At 40.4% G+C, this 19,779-nt stretch carries 16 protein-coding genes and 1 pseudogene; 14 read left to right on the plus strand and 3 right to left on the minus strand.

Translation table 11 applies throughout. The features are described from left to right. Positions 1-61: 61 nt before the first annotated feature. The 6 genes from CRO25_RS05465 to CRO25_RS34125 all read left to right on the plus strand — a co-directional run bounded on the left by CRO25_RS05465 (position 62) and on the right by CRO25_RS34125 (position 8,544). Positions 62-1,435, plus strand: coding sequence for an XRE family transcriptional regulator (locus CRO25_RS05465; RefSeq protein WP_256863533.1), 1,374 nt, complete (start codon positions 62-64; stop codon positions 1,433-1,435). Continuing rightward, positions 1,432-1,575, plus strand: a complete 144-nt coding sequence (locus CRO25_RS33205; RefSeq protein WP_157258438.1) for a hypothetical protein — start codon at positions 1,432-1,434, stop codon at positions 1,573-1,575. The genes CRO25_RS05465 and CRO25_RS33205 overlap by 4 nt, the downstream gene beginning before the upstream one ends. A gap of 134 nt (positions 1,576-1,709) precedes the next feature. Next, entirely contained in the window at positions 1,710-1,910 is a 201-nt protein-coding gene (locus tag CRO25_RS05470; protein ID WP_063567974.1) for an aspartyl-phosphate phosphatase Spo0E family protein, read from the plus strand. 695 nt (positions 1,911-2,605) lie between these two features. Then, a complete protein-coding gene (locus CRO25_RS33210; RefSeq protein ID WP_161490661.1) occupies positions 2,606-2,773 on the plus strand; it encodes a hypothetical protein in 168 nt (55 codons plus the stop codon). Between the two features lie 612 nt (positions 2,774-3,385). Next, positions 3,386-3,868 carry a 2'-5' RNA ligase family protein gene (locus CRO25_RS05475; protein ID WP_079693655.1) on the plus strand — a complete coding sequence of 161 codons (483 nt, stop codon included), beginning with the start codon at positions 3,386-3,388 and terminating at the stop codon, positions 3,866-3,868. 1,037 nt (positions 3,869-4,905) lie between these two features. Further along, the gene (locus tag CRO25_RS34125) at positions 4,906-8,544 is read left to right on the plus strand and encodes a collagen-like protein (RefSeq protein ID WP_079693654.1); all 3,639 of its coding nucleotides are present in this window, start codon (positions 4,906-4,908) and stop codon (positions 8,542-8,544) included. A gap of 908 nt (positions 8,545-9,452) precedes the next feature. Here the strand turns inward: CRO25_RS34125 and CRO25_RS34255 are convergent. Both CRO25_RS34255 and CRO25_RS05490 read right to left on the minus strand, forming a co-directional pair. Next, positions 9,453-9,626, minus strand: coding sequence for an Ada metal-binding domain-containing protein (locus tag CRO25_RS34255; protein WP_079694253.1), 174 nt, complete (start codon positions 9,624-9,626; stop codon positions 9,453-9,455). 378 nt (positions 9,627-10,004) lie between these two features. Beyond that, the gene (locus CRO25_RS05490) at positions 10,005-11,762 is read right to left on the minus strand and encodes a CocE/NonD family hydrolase (protein WP_079693653.1); all 1,758 of its coding nucleotides are present in this window, start codon (positions 11,760-11,762) and stop codon (positions 10,005-10,007) included. Between the two features lie 531 nt (positions 11,763-12,293). Here CRO25_RS05490 and CRO25_RS05495 point away from each other — a divergent pair. From CRO25_RS05495 to CRO25_RS34260, 3 genes and pseudogenes are all read left to right on the plus strand, one after another. Beyond that, positions 12,294-12,911: a TetR/AcrR family transcriptional regulator gene (locus tag CRO25_RS05495; protein ID WP_079693652.1), complete on the plus strand. Its 618-nt coding sequence runs from the start codon at positions 12,294-12,296 to the stop codon at positions 12,909-12,911. 576 nt (positions 12,912-13,487) lie between these two features. Further along, positions 13,488-13,616: a sporulation protein YjcZ gene (locus tag CRO25_RS05505; RefSeq protein ID WP_079693651.1), complete on the plus strand. Its 129-nt coding sequence runs from the start codon at positions 13,488-13,490 to the stop codon at positions 13,614-13,616. 99 nt (positions 13,617-13,715) lie between these two features. Beyond that, a pseudogene (locus tag CRO25_RS34260) lies at positions 13,716-13,892 on the plus strand (zinc-binding dehydrogenase); the annotation flags it as partial. A gap of 567 nt (positions 13,893-14,459) precedes the next feature. On the opposite strand, the gene CRO25_RS05520 reads toward CRO25_RS34260, so the two are convergent. Then, on the minus strand, positions 14,460-15,479 hold the full coding sequence (locus CRO25_RS05520) for an alpha/beta fold hydrolase (protein WP_079693649.1): 1,020 nt from the start codon (positions 15,477-15,479) through the stop codon (positions 14,460-14,462). A gap of 143 nt (positions 15,480-15,622) precedes the next feature. Between CRO25_RS05520 and CRO25_RS05525 the strand changes: the two genes are divergently transcribed. The 5 genes from CRO25_RS05525 (at position 15,623) to CRO25_RS05540 (ending at position 19,706) form a co-directional block, all read left to right on the plus strand. Continuing rightward, entirely contained in the window at positions 15,623-16,531 is a 909-nt protein-coding gene (locus CRO25_RS05525) for a LysR family transcriptional regulator (protein WP_079693648.1), read from the plus strand. A 263-nt stretch (positions 16,532-16,794) separates the two neighbouring features. Further along, positions 16,795-17,199 (plus strand): GNAT family N-acetyltransferase, encoded by a 405-nt coding sequence (locus tag CRO25_RS05530; RefSeq protein WP_072733020.1) that lies wholly within the window; start codon positions 16,795-16,797, stop codon positions 17,197-17,199. A gap of 298 nt (positions 17,200-17,497) precedes the next feature. Continuing rightward, positions 17,498-18,163 (plus strand): Type 1 glutamine amidotransferase-like domain-containing protein, encoded by a 666-nt coding sequence (locus tag CRO25_RS05535; protein WP_079693647.1) that lies wholly within the window; start codon positions 17,498-17,500, stop codon positions 18,161-18,163. 284 nt (positions 18,164-18,447) lie between these two features. Further along, complete coding sequence (locus CRO25_RS33215) at positions 18,448-18,594, plus strand: hypothetical protein (RefSeq protein WP_179132063.1); 147 nt, start codon at positions 18,448-18,450, stop codon at positions 18,592-18,594. Between the two features lie 374 nt (positions 18,595-18,968). Then, positions 18,969-19,706: a hypothetical protein gene (locus tag CRO25_RS05540; RefSeq protein WP_079693646.1), complete on the plus strand. Its 738-nt coding sequence runs from the start codon at positions 18,969-18,971 to the stop codon at positions 19,704-19,706. Positions 19,707-19,779 lie beyond the last annotated feature (73 nt).

Here is a 19,779-nt window from a genome sequence, read left to right on the forward strand (position 1 = left end):
TATTTCTAAATAAGCGTTTATATTGAAAATATTGGGTTTTTAATTTGGGAGGAGGTATATTTTGGAACTTTCAATTAAGACGATCCGATCAGAAATGTATAATTACATAAAAGATAATCAAATAGTCATTTCTCATTTTGCTGAGAGAGCAGGTATTAATCCAGGCTCTTTGAGTAAAATTATGAACGGGGTTATTCCGGTCCCTGTCCGGACCCTCGATCAAATTACTGAAGCTATGAAATTAGAGCCTGGAGCATTATATGAAATATATATATATGAATTTTTTAATGAGAGTTCACCGGATTGGAGAAGGTGTAAACCTTTAATTAATAGATGTGCTGAACTGAATAAACTTGATTGTCTTGATCAGTTGGTTAGTATAGTGATGGACAATCTAAATTATTTACCTATGCTATTTGACGTGGCTGAAATTCTGAATAACAAGAACTATAGTGAAGCTGCTTTAATTATATATAAGAAGGTTGCAGAAAGTGAACGCTTCCAACATGCCGAGCGTTTGGCTACTTGCCAATACAGGATATTTAAAAATTCTTTAACTGATAATCAAGAGATCAATTTGGAATGCGCAGCACAGTTTGAACCCTTTATTAAAAGGTTGGGCGAGGCAGAACAATTGGATGCATTAAAGGACCTTATAAATCTCCTCATGTCTTTGCACAGGTGGGATAAATCAAAATACTTAGCAGAAGAAATGGGTCGTATAGCAGAAAACTTTTATAAACAAAAGCATAAAAGAACTCATAAAAATCCAAAACTAACTAAAACTGAAAAGCCTCTATTTGGTTACATTCTTTACTCTAATCTAATTCTAGGTACGATTTCCGAAGAAAAGAATGATTTTGAGAATGCCATAAATTATGTGACTCGCTATGAGGTTCACGATTGGATTGTAGAGACAGATGAATCCGCTGAGGCTACTAAATATCAATTTGCAGAGTGGGCGAAAGCTAATAGATACTTGTATAGGCTTATGTCTGGAGAAGTGAGTGTACTTAAAGAGTATGTCGAATATATCTCTTCAAATGAAAATGAAATACTACGAGCTCTATTCAAAATTGTGAAAGCAGCTGAAATGTATAAACTTAATATAGACAGTATTCTTGAGCGTTTTGAACAGGTGATATTGAATCAAATTAAGGGAAATGGTCAAGTGGGAACGTACACGGCTGAGATTATAGACGATGGTTTAGCAAATTTTTTAGCTGATGTGGGTTCTTACTATACTAAAAAAGGTGCATATAGGATTGGAATTAATTACGTCCTAGAGAGTTTGGCAATATCAGCTAAAATTAACAATACCGCATGCATGGTGAGGTGTATATGCATGTTTGAGAAGTTTCGTTATTTTATTGATGAGACTTCGTTAAAAAGATATACGACAATCATGACGATTTACGAGGAGGGTTTAACATGAAAAAAAAGTTGTCCTTAGTTATGCTGATTTTGAGTTTAGTAATTACTTTAGTACCATTAAGTGCGTTTGCTTCTGACGAAATACCACCTGTTCCAATACCGCTATATTCTCCAAGCAGTCATGGTTCTGGAGGTTGGTAGCTATTACAATTTATAAATGTCTTGGGGCACCCAATGGGTGCCTTTTTCTGTTTTAGTAAGAAATATGATGTTCATTTTTTTCTCTAACTTTTTACATAAAAAGATAATATATAACAGTATAGGAGTGTGATACTGTGAATGATCGTTATTTAACAAATATAAAACTAGAAGTTGAAAGAAAAAAGTTACATAATCTCATCAAACACCACGGCTTAGCACATCCATTAGTGATCAAACAGTCTCAATTTCTTGATCGGATCATCAATGAGTACAATAATAAGTCTAAAAAATGTAAGCACCCTCAGGTGAATGATGATTTAAAGAGTCCAAAATGATCCCCATACGAAGCAAGACGTCCGATAACCGTGACAAGAATACATTTCAGAAGACTGCAAAAAAAACATGATTTGACGATTTATTGCAATTGAAAAATATTGAAATTTGATTTTTTTATGTAATATGATGATAAACTGTCGAGGGATAAGAACATAATCCGATTGCTGATTAGGTACATAACTAATCGGTTTTCTACCCCCTAATTCAGCAAACGGGCAGATTAACGTGGTTGTAGCCATACTGATTAGAATGCCTAAACCAGGTGATGGAAAGGTAGTATGTGAAGCTGCTGTACAAGGTATCACTGATTTTGCTTTTAACCACCTGAAGTTCTGTCTGTTAATGGAAGCGAATTAAGAGACACGAACATATATGTATTAGTAAAGTAAGCATTTTTTTACTGATGTGATTTGTTAAGCTAACAGAAAACTATAGTTTGTCACTTCAGCTAGAAAGCGTTACGATGTGCTATAAGGAGTTTATCTTTGAAGTTCATTCAGTTATAGAACAGAGAGAGGGCAAGGTGCTTTATACAAAGAGAGAAGGGAATGTAGTTTGCAACGCCGTCTCAGAATAAATATGAAGAGCAATTGGAGTTGTTTATGGAATTATGCAAAGAAGATGAGGTGTTTGTACTTCAGAGAGATCCAAAACTTGTCTTAGTAGAACTATGTTTTATAAGGAGGCATGTAATATGGATTTAAAATTTAGGGAAAAGGCTCTGTTATTTTACTTGATTGAGGCTAGATACAATGATTTGGAGTTAAGAGAGGAGCAAGTATATCAGGAAATTGAAGATCTATACTTTAAATTTAAAGATGAGTTAGAACGTGAATATGGGGAAGACTGGCGAGAAATTTAAATCACGGAGGTACCCAAGAAAATGATTTATTGGAGCATACAGACTTTAGTGGTTTGGAAACAAGCCCAAGAATCAGGTTGCTTGGAGGGAAGCTCTGAACACTTAATGTTTCCAGAACAATACATATGGATGATGGAACAAATGAAAAATAGATTACCTAATTACAAAGGTGAATATCTGGTTATGGGTTAAAAAGCCTGATATGAGATCTACCGGATTTTGATGGAGGAACTAAATGCGTAAGATTGAACATGGATCTCAATGAGAAAGATAGAAATGACGAAAGAAGAAAGTTGGAACGGATTTTTGATTAAAACGAGCGGTTGATAGAAGTCGCTAATTTAGCGTTTTTTTTTCATTTTATCGGTGCAAGTTCTTGTCCCGAGCCAAGGACAAGAACATAGTCCGATTAACTTTAGGCATGTATCTAATCGATTTTCGACTGTTAATTCGTTAAGCTAACGGGCAGGATTGCTCAATGTTACTGTTGAATACTCTTCATTGCAGGGGCTATAGATATTGAGGGGGTTATAGAAGTGTTCGGAGTAGTTGCTCATTTTGACCAGAATACAGAGCTTTATATAAAGCAGGTTTGGAAAGAGTTGAGCAATAATGCAGTTTTCCAAATATGCAGAGGAAGTACAAGATAGACGACCTCACATTACGATAGCAGGTTATAACTCTGACCTAGATATCGAGCAATTCATAAGCGATTTTGACTGCTTTTATGAATCTAAAAAACAACTTTCAATTACAATGAGCTCGCTAGGAACCTTCTTGAACACGGGGATTTTATTCCTTGCACCTGTTCCTTCCAAAGAGTTTTTAACGTTTCATGATAATCATCACAGTTTCTTTGAAAAATATCGAATGAATGCTGAGTCTCAGTATCTTCCGAATAACTGGATGCCTCACTGTACCATAGCTAACAGATTAAATGATGAGAATTTAAAAGAAGCGATGTCTTACTGCACTAAAAGAATCGAAAGAATAAGTGCTACAATCGTTGAAGTATCAATAATCAAAGCTATATACGAAAATAATAAATGTATACAGTCACCATCTATTCATATGAAAGCTTTGGGCACTGTCTAAAATTCAATAAAACTAAAGTATCATGACCCAGAGCAAGTTAGCTAACGGGAAACGTAAGCTCAATAAAACAAAGAAAGCAGCCGATCATTGTGATTGGCTGCTTTTATTCAACTGACGTGCTGAGTATTCTATAGATATGTCTAAACCTCCTATTAGGTGAACTGGCGAGCAGCTAGTTGCTAAAGTTGGTCCCTATGTCAAAATTTTAGACGGAAGAGAGTTTATGTTCAACTTCGTGAATTAAACGATAATTTCTTTGGTAATGATCGCATTGGATGGGTTCCGATGAATCTTATGGCAAGTAATAGTCATTTTTATGACTCAGTTGCTCCATTAGATACGAGTGCCGCATTAAAAATGGCTTTGTAATCCATTTCTAAGGTAAAAGAGCTACTGAGCTTATTGAGAAAGCTCATGGTGCAGAACTTGCTGGAGCTCTAACTTGGGAAGGGTTCGATAAATTCAAAGTTAAATATTCTGTTGAATGGCAGACCGGAGATTACTCCTATAGAACTGCAACTATTGAGGCTAAAATGAAAAAGTCCACAGAGAAATGGATTCCTTATTCGTATCATTACTACGAGTCATGGAGGATTGTAGCTCCGTAACAAACAATGAGATGTTGCTATTTTACCTGCCATTCCATAGTTAGAATGAGAAATTAAAGTAGATGCGCAATCGAGGGCGAAGTTAAACTAACAGCCAGATTACTTTAATATCTAATATCCATCGCGTTCATCCCTACTTTGGTTATCTTCAAATGACGCTTGGTGGTTTATAAAAATAAACAAAGAGTCGGATGAATAAATTGAGCATTTTGAATGTTGCAGGAGAAAATTTATAAGCGGAACTGTCTTCAACTGTTCACACTCTTGAAAAATAAAAGTATACCATGTATGGACAAAAATATGTGGCACAGGGAAAAGGAAGACCAGGCAATTAAAATTGTCGGTCTATAGGAGTCAGAGAAGTATTAGTATATAAGGAATGTAGATATCTCTCCTGTTTCTAAAAAATGTACAAAAGGGGAGGGAATAATGACTATTTTATCAACTGGACCGATTGAGAATAATCCGGTCAATGGTGTAAGACCAACACAACAGCTGACCATCAATATTGATAATAGAAATGTGGCCACTAATGCAATTATCTTGATTCAGGGTTATTACCTAAACGGGACTAGAACGGAATATGTACTCGAATTAATTAGTGTAAATCCAAATCAAGCAATAAGGAAAGATTATTTTGCGGATCTGGATGTATTTGAATTTGTCTTTACAACAAGTGGTTTAGCAGAACAGCAGATAGAAATTTCAGTTTGGGGAAAAAATTCTTCAGGACAGCTTGTAACGCCTCACCGTATCGTATCATCAGAGTTGTTAGGAGCCAATGGGACCATAGGAACAACCGGGACAACGGGAGCTACAGGAGTCAGTGGATTGACAGGGGCTACAGGCTCAACGGGAGTCACTGGTGCATCAGGTGCAACAGGAATAGGAACGACTGGATCGACGGGTTCGACTGGCGCAACTGGTCCGACAGGTGCAACTGGGGTAACAGGAGTTACAGGTACCACAGGTGTGACTGGGATTACAGGGGCCACCGGAGCTATCGGAAGCGCAGGAGTAACAGGAGACACCGGCGTAACGGGAACTGGAACGACTGGAGTCACCGGAGCGACGGGTTCAACGGGTACGACGGGCGATCCTGGAATAACGGGAACAACAGGAGATACCGGTGGAACCGGAGTAACAGGTGCTATAGGGTCTGTAGGCAGCACGGGTGCGACCGGAACCACAGGTACAACGGGCGCAACAGGATCTATAGGTGTAACTGGTGCGACAGGCGCAATGGGAATCGGAGCCACCGGAGCCACCGGAACAGGAACAAGTGGGGTAACCGGCGCAACAGGCGCAACCGGAGCCACGGGAGCGACGGGCTCTAGTGGAGTAACCGGTGTCACAGGATCAGCGGGAACAGGGGCTACTGGCGCCACTGGTGTAACGGGGATTACTGGAGTAACCGGTGCGACAGGTTCAACGGGTACGACGGGCGATCCTGGAATAACGGGAACAACAGGAGATACCGGTGGAACCGGAGTAACAGGTGCTATAGGGTCTGTAGGCAGCACGGGTGCGACCGGAACCACAGGTACAACGGGCGCAACAGGATCTATAGGTGTAACTGGTGCGACAGGCGCAATGGGAATCGGAGCCACCGGAGCCACCGGAACAGGAACAAGTGGGGTAACCGGCGCAACAGGCGCAACCGGAGCCACGGGAGCGACGGGCTCTAGTGGAGTAACCGGTGTCACAGGATCAGCGGGAACAGGGGCTACTGGCGCCACTGGTGTAACGGGGATTACTGGAGTAACCGGTGCGACAGGTTTAACGGGTACGACGGGCGATCCTGGAATAACGGGAACAACAGGAGATACCGGTGGAACCGGAATAACAGGTGCTACAGGGTCTGTAGGCAGCACGGGTGCGACTGGAACCACTGGTACAACGGGCGCAATAGGATCTACAGGTGAAACTGGTGCGACAGGCGCAACGGGAATCGGAGCCACCGGAGCCACCGGAACCGGAGCTACTGGCGCAACGGGAACAGGGGCTACTGGCACCACTGGTGTAACGGGGATTACTGGGGTAACCGGTGTCACAGGTGCAACGGGAACAGGGGCTACTGGCGCCACTGGTGTAACGGGGATTACTGGGGTGACCGGTGCGACAGGAACAACAGGAACGGGAACGACTGGAGCTACTGGTGCAACAGGATCTACGGGAGCGACGGGCTCTAGTGGAGTAACGGGTGTCACAGGTGCAACGGGAACAGGGGCTACTGGCGCCACTGGTGTAACAGGAGTTACGGGATCTACAGGTACCACTGGTGTTACTGGTGCAATAGGAATAACGGGTTCAACAGGTGTAACAGGAGACACCGGCGTAACGGGAACAGGGATGACTGGAGCCACCGGCGCGACGGGTTCAACGGGTACGACGGGCGATCCTGGAATAACGGGAACAACAGGAGATACCGGTGGAACCGGAGCAACAGGTGCTACAGGGTCTGTAGGCAGCACGGGTGCGACCGGAACCACAGGTACAACGGGCGCAATAGGATCTACAGGTATAACTGGTGCGACAGGCGCAACGGGAATCGGAGCCACCGGAGCCAGCGGAACAGGAGCTACTGGTGCAACAGGATCTACGGGTGTAACCGGAACGACAGGCGCAACGGGAGCGACGGGCTCTACTGGAATAACCGGTGTCACAGGTGCAACGGGAACAGGAACGACTGGAGCAACAGGATCTACAGGTGTAACTGGTGCGACAGGCGCAACGGGAATCGGAGCTACCGGCGCGACGGGTTTAACGGGTACGACGGGCGATCCTGGAATAACGGGAACAACAGGATCTACAGGTGTAACCGGCGCAACAGGCGCCACCGGGGTAACAGGAGTTACAGGAGTTACGGGATCAACAGGTGTAACAGGAGTTACAGGAGTTACGGGATCAACAGGTGTAACAGGAGCCACCGGCGCGACGGGTTTAACGGGTACAACGGGCGATCCTGGAATAACGGGAACAACGGGAACAACAGGAGTAACAGGTTCTACAGGGTCTGTAGGCAGCACGGGTGCGACCGGAACCACGGGTATAACGGGCGCAATAGGATCTACAGGTGTAACCGGTGTGACTGGTGCAACAGGAACAGGAACGACTGGATCTACTGGCGCAATAGGATCTACAGGTGTAACCGGTGTGACTGGTGCCACGGGAACAGGAACGACTGGATCTACTGGTGCGACAGGATCAACGGGTGTAACCGGTGTGACTGGTGCCACGGGAACAGGAACGACTGGAGCTACTGGTGCAACAGGATCAACAGGGGTAACCGGTGTGACTGGTGCCACAGGAACAGGAACGACTGGAGCTACTGGTGCAACAGGATCAACTGGGGTAACCGGTGTGACTGGTGCAACGGGAACAGGAACGACTGGAGCTACTGGTGCAACAGGATCAACTGGGGTGACCGGTGTGACTGGTGCCACAGGAACAGGGACGACTGGTGCAACAGGATCTACAGGATCTACAGGTGTAACTGGTGCGACAGGCGCAACGGGAATCGGAGCCACCGGAGCGACGGGTTCTACTGGAGTAACCGGTGTCTCAGGTGCAACGGGAACAGGGGCTACTGGCGCCACTGGTGCGACAGGATCTACTGGGGTAACAGGCGCAACAGGTGCAACTCCTACGTTTGTAGACTCATACTTTAATGGTAATATTCAACCTCAGACAATTGCTTCTGGATCAAATATTTTAAATATTACTCCAAACCAATTTACTGCACTTACTTATAATGCAGCAACAAGTGTTTTCACAATACAAAATGCAGGTTTGTACAACATAAGTGTTGTGCTAAATCTTGCAGCTGCTACATTACCAGGAGCAACAATTGGGCTATCGCTAAATAATTCTACAGCATATCTGGCTGCTGCTGTAACCACGGCAACAAGTGGTCAATTGGTTTTAGTTCAAGTTGAGTCCTTTGCTGTTGGAGATACAATTCAATTTAGGAATATATCTGGGTTTCCTATTACCATTGCTAATTCATCAGTAATAGCTAACAGCGCAGGTCATGTAACTATTTCAAGGTTCTCAGCCTTCTTTTGATCATTTATACAATTATATGATGGCGACAAGGCGTGCATTAGGCTGACTAAACCAGACTCTTGCACGTTAGCTATCCAACATCAGTTGATGATAAAAAACGAAAAAAAGAAAAGAAATAATTGCGCAATATATATCATTGAATGGTAAGTGTTTTGTTATTTTTTACTCACTGAACGAGGACATTTCCAATTAGGGATAAAATAAATGACATATAATCGAGCTCTGGTCAACATACAGATGAAATTTCGAGAAGGTGAGGTTGTACAGCGTTTCATCCGTGAGGGGGATAAATAATTTGTTAAGTCCATTAAACGGTTGGGGGGATCGGGCAGCTTATTAAGGATCTTGTGAGATACTTAGCTGGCTTGCCTAAGAGGAACGTAGTGGTATTAAGCAAGCACAGGCTGTAGGTATTGCTGAAGCCAAGAAATAAATGGATCACATGGGGCAGCCACAAATGAATTTGAATACACTTACACTAGGTCAGCGGGGCATCCTGAATGCCGAGTATCTCAACTGGAAGAATAATGAGCTGTCAGCTGTAGAATTTATGTTCAGCAGTGCTTGTACTATAAAAAGGGGATTGCATCAGCCTCGTAGGTAAATCTTGCATATCAGTTGCATTCACATAATCGCTTAACGCAGACATTCCTGATACTTTATGGTATTTATAGATGTTTATGGTTGACGTGAAATGCGCAGCGCTAGAAAGTCCAATAATAACAGCAAAACGCGTTATAGTGTAATTTGAGTTTTCCAATAATTGTTTCGTCTTCTCAAAATGTTTTTTCATGACATATTCCAATTATCGTTATGCGTGAGACACGTTTAAATGTGTGATGAAGGTAATACATATTGATGTGCAAATTTTCTGCTATTAAGCTGAGTGTTAAGTGTTCTTATAGTTTTTATTTATAAGACATAAATATATCAACGTTATCACGATTTGGAACTCGTGATTTAAATGATGGTCTACAAAATATCCTTATAGTTTTTATCGCATAAAAAAACTTCCCATGGAGAGGAGAATTATATCGATCCAGATAAGTGGAATCTGCTAATAATGAACTTTTGTGAGTTATATAGTATCGGGGAAAAGGTACATCCGTCTAGATTGGCTCTAGTCTTTGTACCACCTGTCCGTCAGTGACAATGTTCCTGCCAATAACCCTCATTTAACAAGAACAGGCGCTCAACAGCACATTTAGCTATATAGAAGTGCTGTTGAGGAGCATAGTGTCTGATACACAGTACGAAGAAGGGATGATGAAGGGAAAGGAAGCAAGAAGCATTACGAGGTTAAAAGTTGATCTTTCACAGCACTTACACAAAACAAGCCGGAATTCCTTAGCGTACAGAATTTCCAGCTTGTTTGATTTATCGTACGTTTTTCGCGTTTTGTTGGAGGTACCCCCAATGGGACATGCAGACTGCGTTTCTCAAGGACGGACGACTAAAAATTATTTTCTAAAAGGGAGCTGCAAATACGAATCATACTGTCCGCCGCAGTGAATAATATGCTTACCATGATTTACCGGTGGTGCGGCAGGTGTACCCGGCATTATGCCACCGACTTCATCCTTGGCGCTTACAATAAAGCGAAGTTGCTCTCCCGGATAAAGGAGCATTCCAATTGGGAACATCTCAATTTCAATCTCTACAATCTCACCCTTGTGGAGTTTTTCTTCACGATCAAAAGTATATGCAGGTACTTCATTTGTACTCTTTTCTTCATCAAGGTGTCTCATTGATACACGAAGACGACCATTGCTTCCTTTATATCTTAAAACACTTCCGCCGCGGTCTGTTAGATCATGCATCCTTGCAGTCATATTTGGAATTACAAACTGCTGAAGGTGATTTCCGAATTTATCAAGCTTATAGAGATATACAAGTATATCCATATCATCGCTTCCATCAACTTCAACATAAAGTTTTGCTTTAGGATAACCGACAAGTTCTGTCTTTTCCTCTGCTTTATAGAGGAAGGATGCCTGTGCAGGAGATGCCTCACTATCATAAATTGCAGGTATATCTGTTTGGGCAAGTGTTTCTGAAAGAGTACGAGTAACTCCGTTAAGATACATCTTCTTGTATACCGTTCCTTCTGGTGGGAACGTTTCAGCTTCTATACCTTCGTAATGACCGCCTTCAAAATCATGAAGCGCATACCGCACCACAGGTGTTTTCTCCCAGCCATTATCTATTCCCTTAAGGAAATGGTCGAAGAATTTAAGGCGATCTTCCTGCTGTTCTTCCTTGTAGAAATCCGGCCATTCCTGATTGTCATGGATACGAAGCCATTTGTTTTCCTTTGGCATATTTCTCCAAGCACGAAATGTGCCTGGTGTGTGCAATGTATTGCTGTAACTTGCTACAACATAAGCAGGGCAAGTTATATTCTCGAATCTAGCAATTTTATCCTCCCATAAGTCACAGTTGGCAAATGGATATTTAAGTCCTTCATCATGTACATCTTCTCTCCTAACAGCTTCACCGGCATGTACATGGTTAACCTGCAGACGAGATGCAAAGTTTACATCAAGTATACCACCGCGACGAATGAGGTCACGATAAGCATCTCCCAAGCCTTCCTCCGGATTTATTGCTGCAAGGTGGGGCGGCTGCTCAGCAGCAATAAACCACTGTGAAAATGCAAGATACGAAGTACCGCTTGTAGCGACCTTTCCGTTACACCATTCCTGTTCTGCAAGCCATTCAATAAGATCATAGCAGTCACGAGCCTCTTGTGTACCAATCATATATATATCGCCTTCAGAATGAGCAATTCCTCTCGGATCAGGATTGCAAACTGCATAACCATGATTGCACCAGTAAGCGGGGTCACTGCCTTCGAACTTATGAAGACCCGAAAGTTCTGAATCAGGTATACCAATCATACCAAAAAGATTTGTGTATCTTGGGGCTGTGCCGGCTGCCTTTCCATAAGGACTCCAAGAAATAATAACAGGAACCTTTTCTGCTCCAGAGGGGCGGAAAACATCAGTGTAGATTGTAACACCATCTCTAAGTTTTACCGGTACATCTTTTTCAAAAATCACATCACACGGCAGTGGCATAAAACGTTGATCTACTTGATAGCCTTTCTTTAGCACCGCTGTACCCGGGTTAAATTTGCTCAGTATACCATGCTCTACTCCATCATCGATATATTCGAATGATGGGTTGAATAACATCATTTCTTTTACTTTATCCATAGTTGCTTCCTCCTTAAAATTGAATTGCATTCTTTGATTTAAAAATCTTCACTCGTTAGTTGATATCGTCCCCGTGCATCAAAACGTTATTCGCATTTTAGAAAACCTCGTTTGGGGTACGGGAGAAATTTACCAGGCTTGTCCAGATGTAATAAATTTACATATATTATAATATCATCCCGAATTTTGAGGGGAACATCCTTTTCGATGATTATCTCTTGATTTTCATAAGTGAAGTAGTCACGACTATTTTGCTCAAACCTTATACAGTGTCATGGGGATGTGTTGGTTTCAACTTTGCATGAAAACTCCGTTTATTTTATATCGAATTTTGCTTAGCATTTATATTCGTTTAAATTTTGCCTGTATCCCCTCCCAGATGATAAGTTATAATAAATGAACAACCTGTTGTTTATTACACTTCAAATTATAAAATTGGAGAAGTCTATGTTCAATAATTAAAAATGCCAAATGTGTTGGTTACGGAACACCTTTAATGATTGTGTTGGATAAAATTTAGGAGGAATTTACTTGCGCAATATTAACCCTGATTTACGTGTCATTCGGACAAAAGAATCCATTCGACAAGCACTAGTTGAACTAATAAATGAAAAAGGTTTTAAAGCAATTACGGTTAAAGACATAACAACGAAGGCGAACATTAATAGAGGTACGTTTTATGCTCACTATCAAGACAAATTTGATTTAATGACTAAATGTGAGGAAGATATTATGCTTGATATGTCCAGAATTACAAAACAAAACTATCCAAGTGTTATTGCCGCACTTGAAAGTGACTCTGAAAAATTAATTCCATTTTCCTTAACCGTTTCAATATTTGAGTATTTAAATTTGAATGGTGGATTTATGAAAGCTGTGTTAGGTCCAAACGGGGATTTAACATTTCAAACAAGATTGAAACAATTTATGTGGGAAACACTCTATGGAAATAATCCAAACTCATTTGTAAAAGAAGAAAATCTTCTTGTTCCAGGACAATATTTAGCTGCTTATATGGGGACTGCAATAATAGGGGTAATTCAGCAATGGTTGGAAAGTGGTACGAAAGAAACTCCTCAAGAAATGGCTCGTATCCTAACGACCATATCAGTTAATGGTCCATTCTATGCAGCTGGTTTAAAAAAATAATTCAGTACAAAATCATTCATTGTAGAGAACGCCGAAAACAGCCTGTGTTTATTAAATGACCGCTAAATTTCATTTCAAACCGTTGGCAAAAGCACGTCTACGATGATGGAGGAACGATCAACCGGCATTATTACGAAATGGCCGTTCTGACAGAGCTGCGCAATTACGTTCGTTCCCATTGTCGGGAGCCGTCAGTATAAAGATTTCGAGAAATAACTTGTGCCGAAAGAGGATTGGAAAGGTTATAGAAACTCTGATGGAACTTTTCTTGAGTTTGTAAGATAAGAAGATGTAATTGAGGGAAAATCTTGATAATTATTATTCACATCTTATTTTTATTAGCATATCTTAAAGTAACACCTTTTTTTCTTCATTGGTATTCCAAAACCTCGCTATGGCGGAGTTTTTGTTTGTCGAATTGAAAAAGGGTGATACTCTTATTCTAACATATCTCGTGAATAAGATAACAACACAGAGATTGAACTAAACTCTCTTGTGGAAACCTTTCATTTTAGCCGTGTCAAATTAAACATTTCTGAATAGCTTAATATATATCGAAAATGAGGGGGAAGAAATATGAGTGAAGTTGGATACGAGTATGGCAATGGAAATATCGGAGGGTTTGGTGGAGGTTATAGTAGCACAGGTGCAATATTAGTACTCTTCATCCTGTTAGTCATCATTTCTAAAGCATTCTTAGTTTAATATAGTAAGCTTTAAAAAATTTCCGCTACATTTCCTTGGCGGATTTTTACATAGAACCAAGTAAAGGCTAAAAACTCTACAACAGGTGTTTTCTTTACGGCTTTTACAAGTGAAGTTATTAAAGAAACGGTGCTGGTCGATCTATTTAATCATATAAAGGACCATGCACTTATTCCGCCCATTGCTAAAGTGTTCAAACTAGAAGCAATAGCAGAGGCTCATCTGTTAATGGAGAGTAACTCAGCAAATGGCAAAATTGTAATCACGAATGAATAGGATGTGCCTAAAAGAAAGGAAGAATAAAAATGAATTTCAATCCTAAAAAAACAGCATTATTAATTATTGATTTGAACCCAGAGATTGTGCGGATTATGGATATCAAGTGGTTATTCAACGGATGGAACCTTAACTATTAGGGAGGGATGGCAAGAAGCAGCATTAAACTATGCGATGAACAATGTGGCCACTAAAATGACAACTGAAGAAAAAATTGTCCGAGGACAAGAACTTGTTCCTATTCATAGGAAGGTTAATTGAATTTTGTCACATACTTCAAGTATGCGAACGATAAAAAAAGTAAGGTTGACTTACAAGATTTAAGACAGGTTACAGTCTCTTTGTTTACAAAACCTAACATCATTCAATGTGGATAAAAACTAGAACTTCAGACTTCATTTAATTCGTTAAAGCTAGTAAAAACACAGAAAAAAAAGAAGAGGTCGAACCAGTAGGATCTGGTGACCTCAAATACGTTAGATTAGGTTGTTAATTCATGAGAGAAATATACCGGCTAAAGAATAGGGATCTTGTTATGCCTGACAGACATCCAATACAGGTAACGATCTATTCTTTTGCGCTATGTGACAACAATTGCTTCAGATTGTCATCAATAAATTGATTATCGGTACTGTTGATTCCACGACCGGCAAAATGGCCCCATTTCGATTGTATTGGGTTAAAGGTAGCGTTGGGTATGCGCTCAGCTTCGTATTCATTGTCGTCCGCTGTGCAGAAGAGATCCGTGCTCCCCGGCATGATACAGGCAAGAGCTTTTATGCTCTGAAGTGCTTTATCAAAGTCTCCCTTATAGGAAGGGTTGGCACTAATATCTGCATGTTGGCCTGTCCATAACATGGACAGAACATTGTGCGGATCCATATTCATAAAGCTCTCTTCCCAGACACCAGCTACAAAATCCTCCAATGTGTCAAATCCCATCTCACGATAAAGCTCTTCTCTATAAAACGCATGCGATAGTCCCCATCCTGCATAGACCCGGCCAACGGCGCGCATGTCAGTAGAAGTCAATTGGTTTAGTTTACTTGAGTCGAAGCGGACTGCAGATAGCAGGGAAGCTTTTACACCTTCCAGAACTACATATGTGTGAGGCCAAGGTTTGGCGATTCCCCCGAAAGGTGCAATTCGTTCGACCATCTCTGGATAACTTGCACCCCATTGAAATGCCTGAATGCCGCCCATGGACCACCCTACGACGAGAGCAATCTTTTGAATGCCGAATTTCTCGGTCAGCAGTTGCTGCTGAAATCTAACGTTGTCATAGATGGTTACCTGTGGAAAATTAGCCCCATCGAATGGATGAGGTGTGTTACTGGGAGATGAAGATAGTCCATTGCCCAGCAAATTTGGAACGATAATAAAATATTTCTCTGGATCCAATGCCATCCCGCTGCCAATTAGCCATTCATTTTGAATATGCTGATCCCCAAAAGCAGTTGGATAGACGATAACATTATCTTTCTGTCCATTTAATTTTCCGTAAGTTTTATAAGCAAGAAAAGCGTTTGGTAACGTCACTCCTGATTGTAAGAGTGCATCACCCAAATTAAAAATTTCATAGTCCATCGTACAGTCGCTCCCTTCAAAATGAAAAACCACATGTTCACTGTGATCTCTTGTGCTCAGTATAGAGCCGTGATACCATCAATAAAAGTGAATAGAATTCAAGATAGTATTCAATATTATTGAAAGAGGAAGGGGAGCATCGGATGGAATTGCGTCAACTGAATACGTTTTGTACGGTTGCAACAACATTAAATTTCACGCGGGCAGCAGAAGTGCTGAGCTACGTTCCTTCCAACGTCACGATGCAAATTAAAGCATTGGAAGATGAGCTAGGTGTTCGCCTCTTTGATCGGTTGGGCAAGCAACTCGCGCTCACAACTGCGGGTAAACGCTTTTTAACACACGCCCAAGGCGTTCTTGACAAATTGGAGGAAGCTCGTAGTGCTGTTCATGACAATGAAAATCTAAGTGGCACCCTAACGATAAGTGCCAATGAGGTTATTTGCTCCTATCGGCTTCCGCCTGTCTTTCAACGTTTTCGTTCGCAACATCCGGGAGTTCGTCTGATCTTTCGCTCAGTTCCAAATCAAGAGCTCAAGCAAACGCTTTTTGAGGGAACCACGGATATTGTTTATATGTTGGATGAACCCATTCGCTCGAGTGGACTTTCCGTGGAACCGCTGCTGGAAGAACATTTCAGATTGTTAGCTGCTCCAGATCACCCGCTCGCCAAACGAACTGTGCTGCAATTGGAAGATTTTCATGAAGAAGTGTTCCTGACCAATGAGAAGGGTTGTCCATATCGAACTATGTTTGACCGGTCATTCGAGAAAGAAGGCGTTGATAGCATTACGTATTTAGAGTTTCAAAGTGCTGAAGCCATTAAAAAATGTGCGATTTCTGGAATCGGTATTGCCTTTCTTCCTGAAATCGTCGTGGAAGCTGAAATTGAACGCGGAGAACTTGTTGTCCTTCCATGGGAAATTCCTGATTTGCAGGTGTATACACAGATGTTGTGGCATAAAGACAAGTGGCTTTCACCAATCATGTTATCTTTCATTGAAGCAGCAAGGGATGTTTTTCGTTTACAGAATGAGAATAAAACCATATAGCCTATGTATAAAAGAGGCATCAAGAAGTATTCTGATGAATTCTCTAATGTAAACAAATCCAAATTCCACTTCAGTTAATCCATTTTCTCTACATATTTTTGATAGTATATTGAGGTAAATAAAGTGATCATTCACTTTGATAAATCCGAAACTGCTTTGTCGGTAATATTTTATGGCTTCGTACGGGTTGTAAAACCATCGAAATATGGGGGTTTAAAACAGATGTTGTGCCGTAGTTAGTTTTATGAAAGGAAGTTATAAGGGTGAGTATTTATTACGATTCAAGCAAAGAGGATATCACTAAGGATGCACTCCAGGAGTTATTTCTTTCGGTAGGATGGGAGTCTGGCAAGTATCCAAACGAGCTTTTACAAGCAATCGGAGGGTCTCATTCAATTGTTACCGCTTGGGAGGGAGGAAAGCTTGTTGGTTTAATAAATGCTTTGTCAGATGGTGTTTTAACGGTATATTTTCATTATATGCTTATTAATCCGAGTTATCAGAGTATAGGTATAGGTAAGGAAATGATGAATATAATGCTTGATAGATATAAAGGGTGTAAAACAAAAGTATTAATTTCTTATCCTTATGCAGTGGATTTCTATAATAAATTGGGCTTTAATACAGAGGATGGAGCTACACCAATGTTTATCTCAGAGTTGATATGATTGAACTAACGGGGAACATTAGCTCAATAAAACTAAGAAGAAGGCATCAAAATGATCAGAAAACGGGAATATTATATTAGAGTGATGATGTCTTATTAAGCTATCGGGCAGGTTAACGTGGAAGCATATTTCTCATACTTAAATTCCATTTTATGGTAATATAGAGTTGGATTTAGGAAAAGTGTACAAGTGTGTGTAAACGAAATGGCTGAAAAACCGTTCGTCTTTCTAGCGTGTATACTATGTTTTATCGTTAAGAATGGAAGAATGTAAATAGTACATATGGAGGTAATTAAGTTTGAAATCTCACTACTATCTCAGTTGGTTTAATGATTTCTTTCCAGAGAAGCTGGTCAAATTGTTGCATGAGGATATAACAGACAGAAAATCGCTTGTTATGATTAGCGCTGATCCGTCTGGTTATACAGGTGAGCAAATTAACTTTGATGATGTTTCTGAATGGACATGGTTGAAGCAGGCTAATATTATTTTTGATGAATATCATTTCATTGATTACCGCATGCAGAAGGAAGATGCCCGGCGATTCATTCAAAATGCTTCTGTCATTTTTTTATGTGGTGGATATCCTGCTTTGCAGAACGATTTTTTGGCGGAATATGAGTTATCGAATGTTATTAAGAACAGCAATGCCGTTATAATGGGTGCCAGCGCCGGTGCGTTAAACATGGCTGCAAAATGGTTAAGCTTGAATAACACTGATGAAGTTGAAACAAGTACTATTTATGATGGTATTGGCTTTGATCATTTTGCCTATGAATCTCATTCTCAACGCGACTACGCCACGTTTGTTCAAGGCTACCTGTTCCCCTTGTCTGAAGAGATTGATGTTTACGCGGCAGAGCAGGAGAGCGCTATACGTGTAAAGGACGGCAAAATAGAAATAATGGGTCCTGTATATTTAATTTCCCACTCAAAGATTCAGAAATTAGTTGAGACGCTCTAATTAGAGTGAGTGGCCTTGAACTAACAGAATTAATTCCTTTTATGTATAAAATCAAGGCTTACAGCGAATCATCTCAGGTCTCCTCTCTATGCTCGGCGGATGCTGTTGAATAGCCCGAGTCTAATACTTTATTTTATTTGAATACAAGGAAAAAATCCCTTTTACAATCATTGTCAGTACGTTATAATACAATCACCAGGTGGATTACCCAACATAAAAAGTGAAATAGTGTAATTATTTAGTGAAGTCCTTATTACATAATAGATATCGGAGGAGGTGTAGTTATGGTCAAGAAGAAAATTTCCAAAGCCCTCAGCGCAGCTTTAATCGTTTCTATGCTGGCTACTGGCGTAATAGTCGCTCTTCAAGGTCAAACAACATTAGAAGTAGCGAAGTCAGCAGGGGATAAAAAGGTTGAAGTTATTAAATAAAGTTAATTTATTTACCTCAGCTTGGTTAACTCAGCTGAGGTTTTTTCATTATCATTATGCATTGAAAAAAATGTAGACCTAGATGGAGTAAGAATAGAAAAATAAATTGTAGGGTGACAAAAACATTACATAAAATGCTCCAAAAAACTGTCGATAATCTAAAAATGAGATCGACGGTTTTTTTGTGTGACCGATTTTTAAATGGAATAAAAATAAAGGAAGCATAAAATACGAAGCAAAAGTAGTAAAAACCAACCAGGCTGAGAAGCCCTCGATTGGGAGAAAGCGAATGCTATGAGACTATGGAAAAAAGGCAATACTATGAGTAGACATCAACAAGAACTCCATGGGAAAAATAGAGGGAGATGAGCGTATTGTATCTAAAAGCATTTGTTCTAGATTTACCTTATATAATTGATGATGAAAATGTTGAATCAATAATGAAAGAAGAAAAATGCGAATATGACGATGCGACAAAAAAGGATTACGAGTTAAATTGGAAATGGAAACGGCGTTCATTTAGTTTGGAGACGCGTTGTATAACTGCTATGTTTGAACGTTTATTCGGAAAACAAAAAACGAAAGATTGTTGGAAAATTCTTGTGGATTGCGTTGAAAATATTTCGGATGAGAGGATTATTAATGATTCAGGAGTCTGTGTAGTACAAATCAAATTTAATTTGGATGACTTCAGCGTAAAAAATGAGACGGAGAAAAAAAGAACAACGCTCCAACTGCTTATGAATGGAATAGAAAAACTGGTTTTGGATAAAAATTGGGATATTACACCATTTAAAGAGACTGCTCTGAAAATTGAAGAGTTAGGGTATGTAAATGAGTGGGTCTGGAAGAAAGTGATCAAGAGTCCTAAAAAGAACTACAGTGCTAAGGTTATTTGTCAACACAATGTAGAAAGCATGGATATATATCTTTCTATTATGCACCGAGACGGGACACAAATACTGTTAGAAAAAGTAATTTCAGAATTTCCAGATGAATTTGCATATGCTAGACATCTAGGTGAGCTTAAATGGATATCTGATTCTGAAGTTGCTTTAATTGATGAAGATAATGATGGGATGGTTTCAATAAATCTAGAGAAAGCAAAATAAATTATTAAGGAATCTGCAACGCGATGGGGGGCAGGGAGACGGCACTGCTGTCGGGGGACAAGAACATAGTCCC

The organism is Paenibacillus sp. RU5M (genome assembly GCF_900221055.1).
Classification (GTDB): Bacteria; Bacillota; Bacilli; order Paenibacillales; family Paenibacillaceae; genus Paenibacillus; species Paenibacillus marchantiae.

What these genes read in the sequence shown, in the direction of transcription:
- CRO25_RS33205 (WP_157258438.1), top strand. Translation starts at nt 1,432, where the DNA reads ATGAAAAAAAAGTTGTCCTTAGTTATGCTGATTTTGAGTTTAGTAATT.
- CRO25_RS05520 (WP_079693649.1), bottom strand. Translation starts at nt 15,479, where the DNA reads ATGGACTATGAAATTTTTAATTTGGGTGATGCACTCTTACAATCAGGA.
- CRO25_RS05505 (WP_079693651.1), top strand. Translation starts at nt 13,488, where the DNA reads ATGAGTGAAGTTGGATACGAGTATGGCAATGGAAATATCGGAGGGTTT.
- CRO25_RS33210 (WP_161490661.1), top strand. Translation starts at nt 2,606, where the DNA reads ATGGATTTAAAATTTAGGGAAAAGGCTCTGTTATTTTACTTGATTGAG.
- CRO25_RS05475 (WP_079693655.1), top strand. Translation starts at nt 3,386, where the DNA reads ATGCAGTTTTCCAAATATGCAGAGGAAGTACAAGATAGACGACCTCAC.
- CRO25_RS05490 (WP_079693653.1), bottom strand. Translation starts at nt 11,762, where the DNA reads ATGGATAAAGTAAAAGAAATGATGTTATTCAACCCATCATTCGAATAT.
- CRO25_RS34125 (WP_079693654.1), top strand. Translation starts at nt 4,906, where the DNA reads ATGACTATTTTATCAACTGGACCGATTGAGAATAATCCGGTCAATGGT.
- CRO25_RS33215 (WP_179132063.1), top strand. Translation starts at nt 18,448, where the DNA reads ATGGTCAAGAAGAAAATTTCCAAAGCCCTCAGCGCAGCTTTAATCGTT.
- CRO25_RS05525 (WP_079693648.1), top strand. Translation starts at nt 15,623, where the DNA reads ATGGAATTGCGTCAACTGAATACGTTTTGTACGGTTGCAACAACATTA.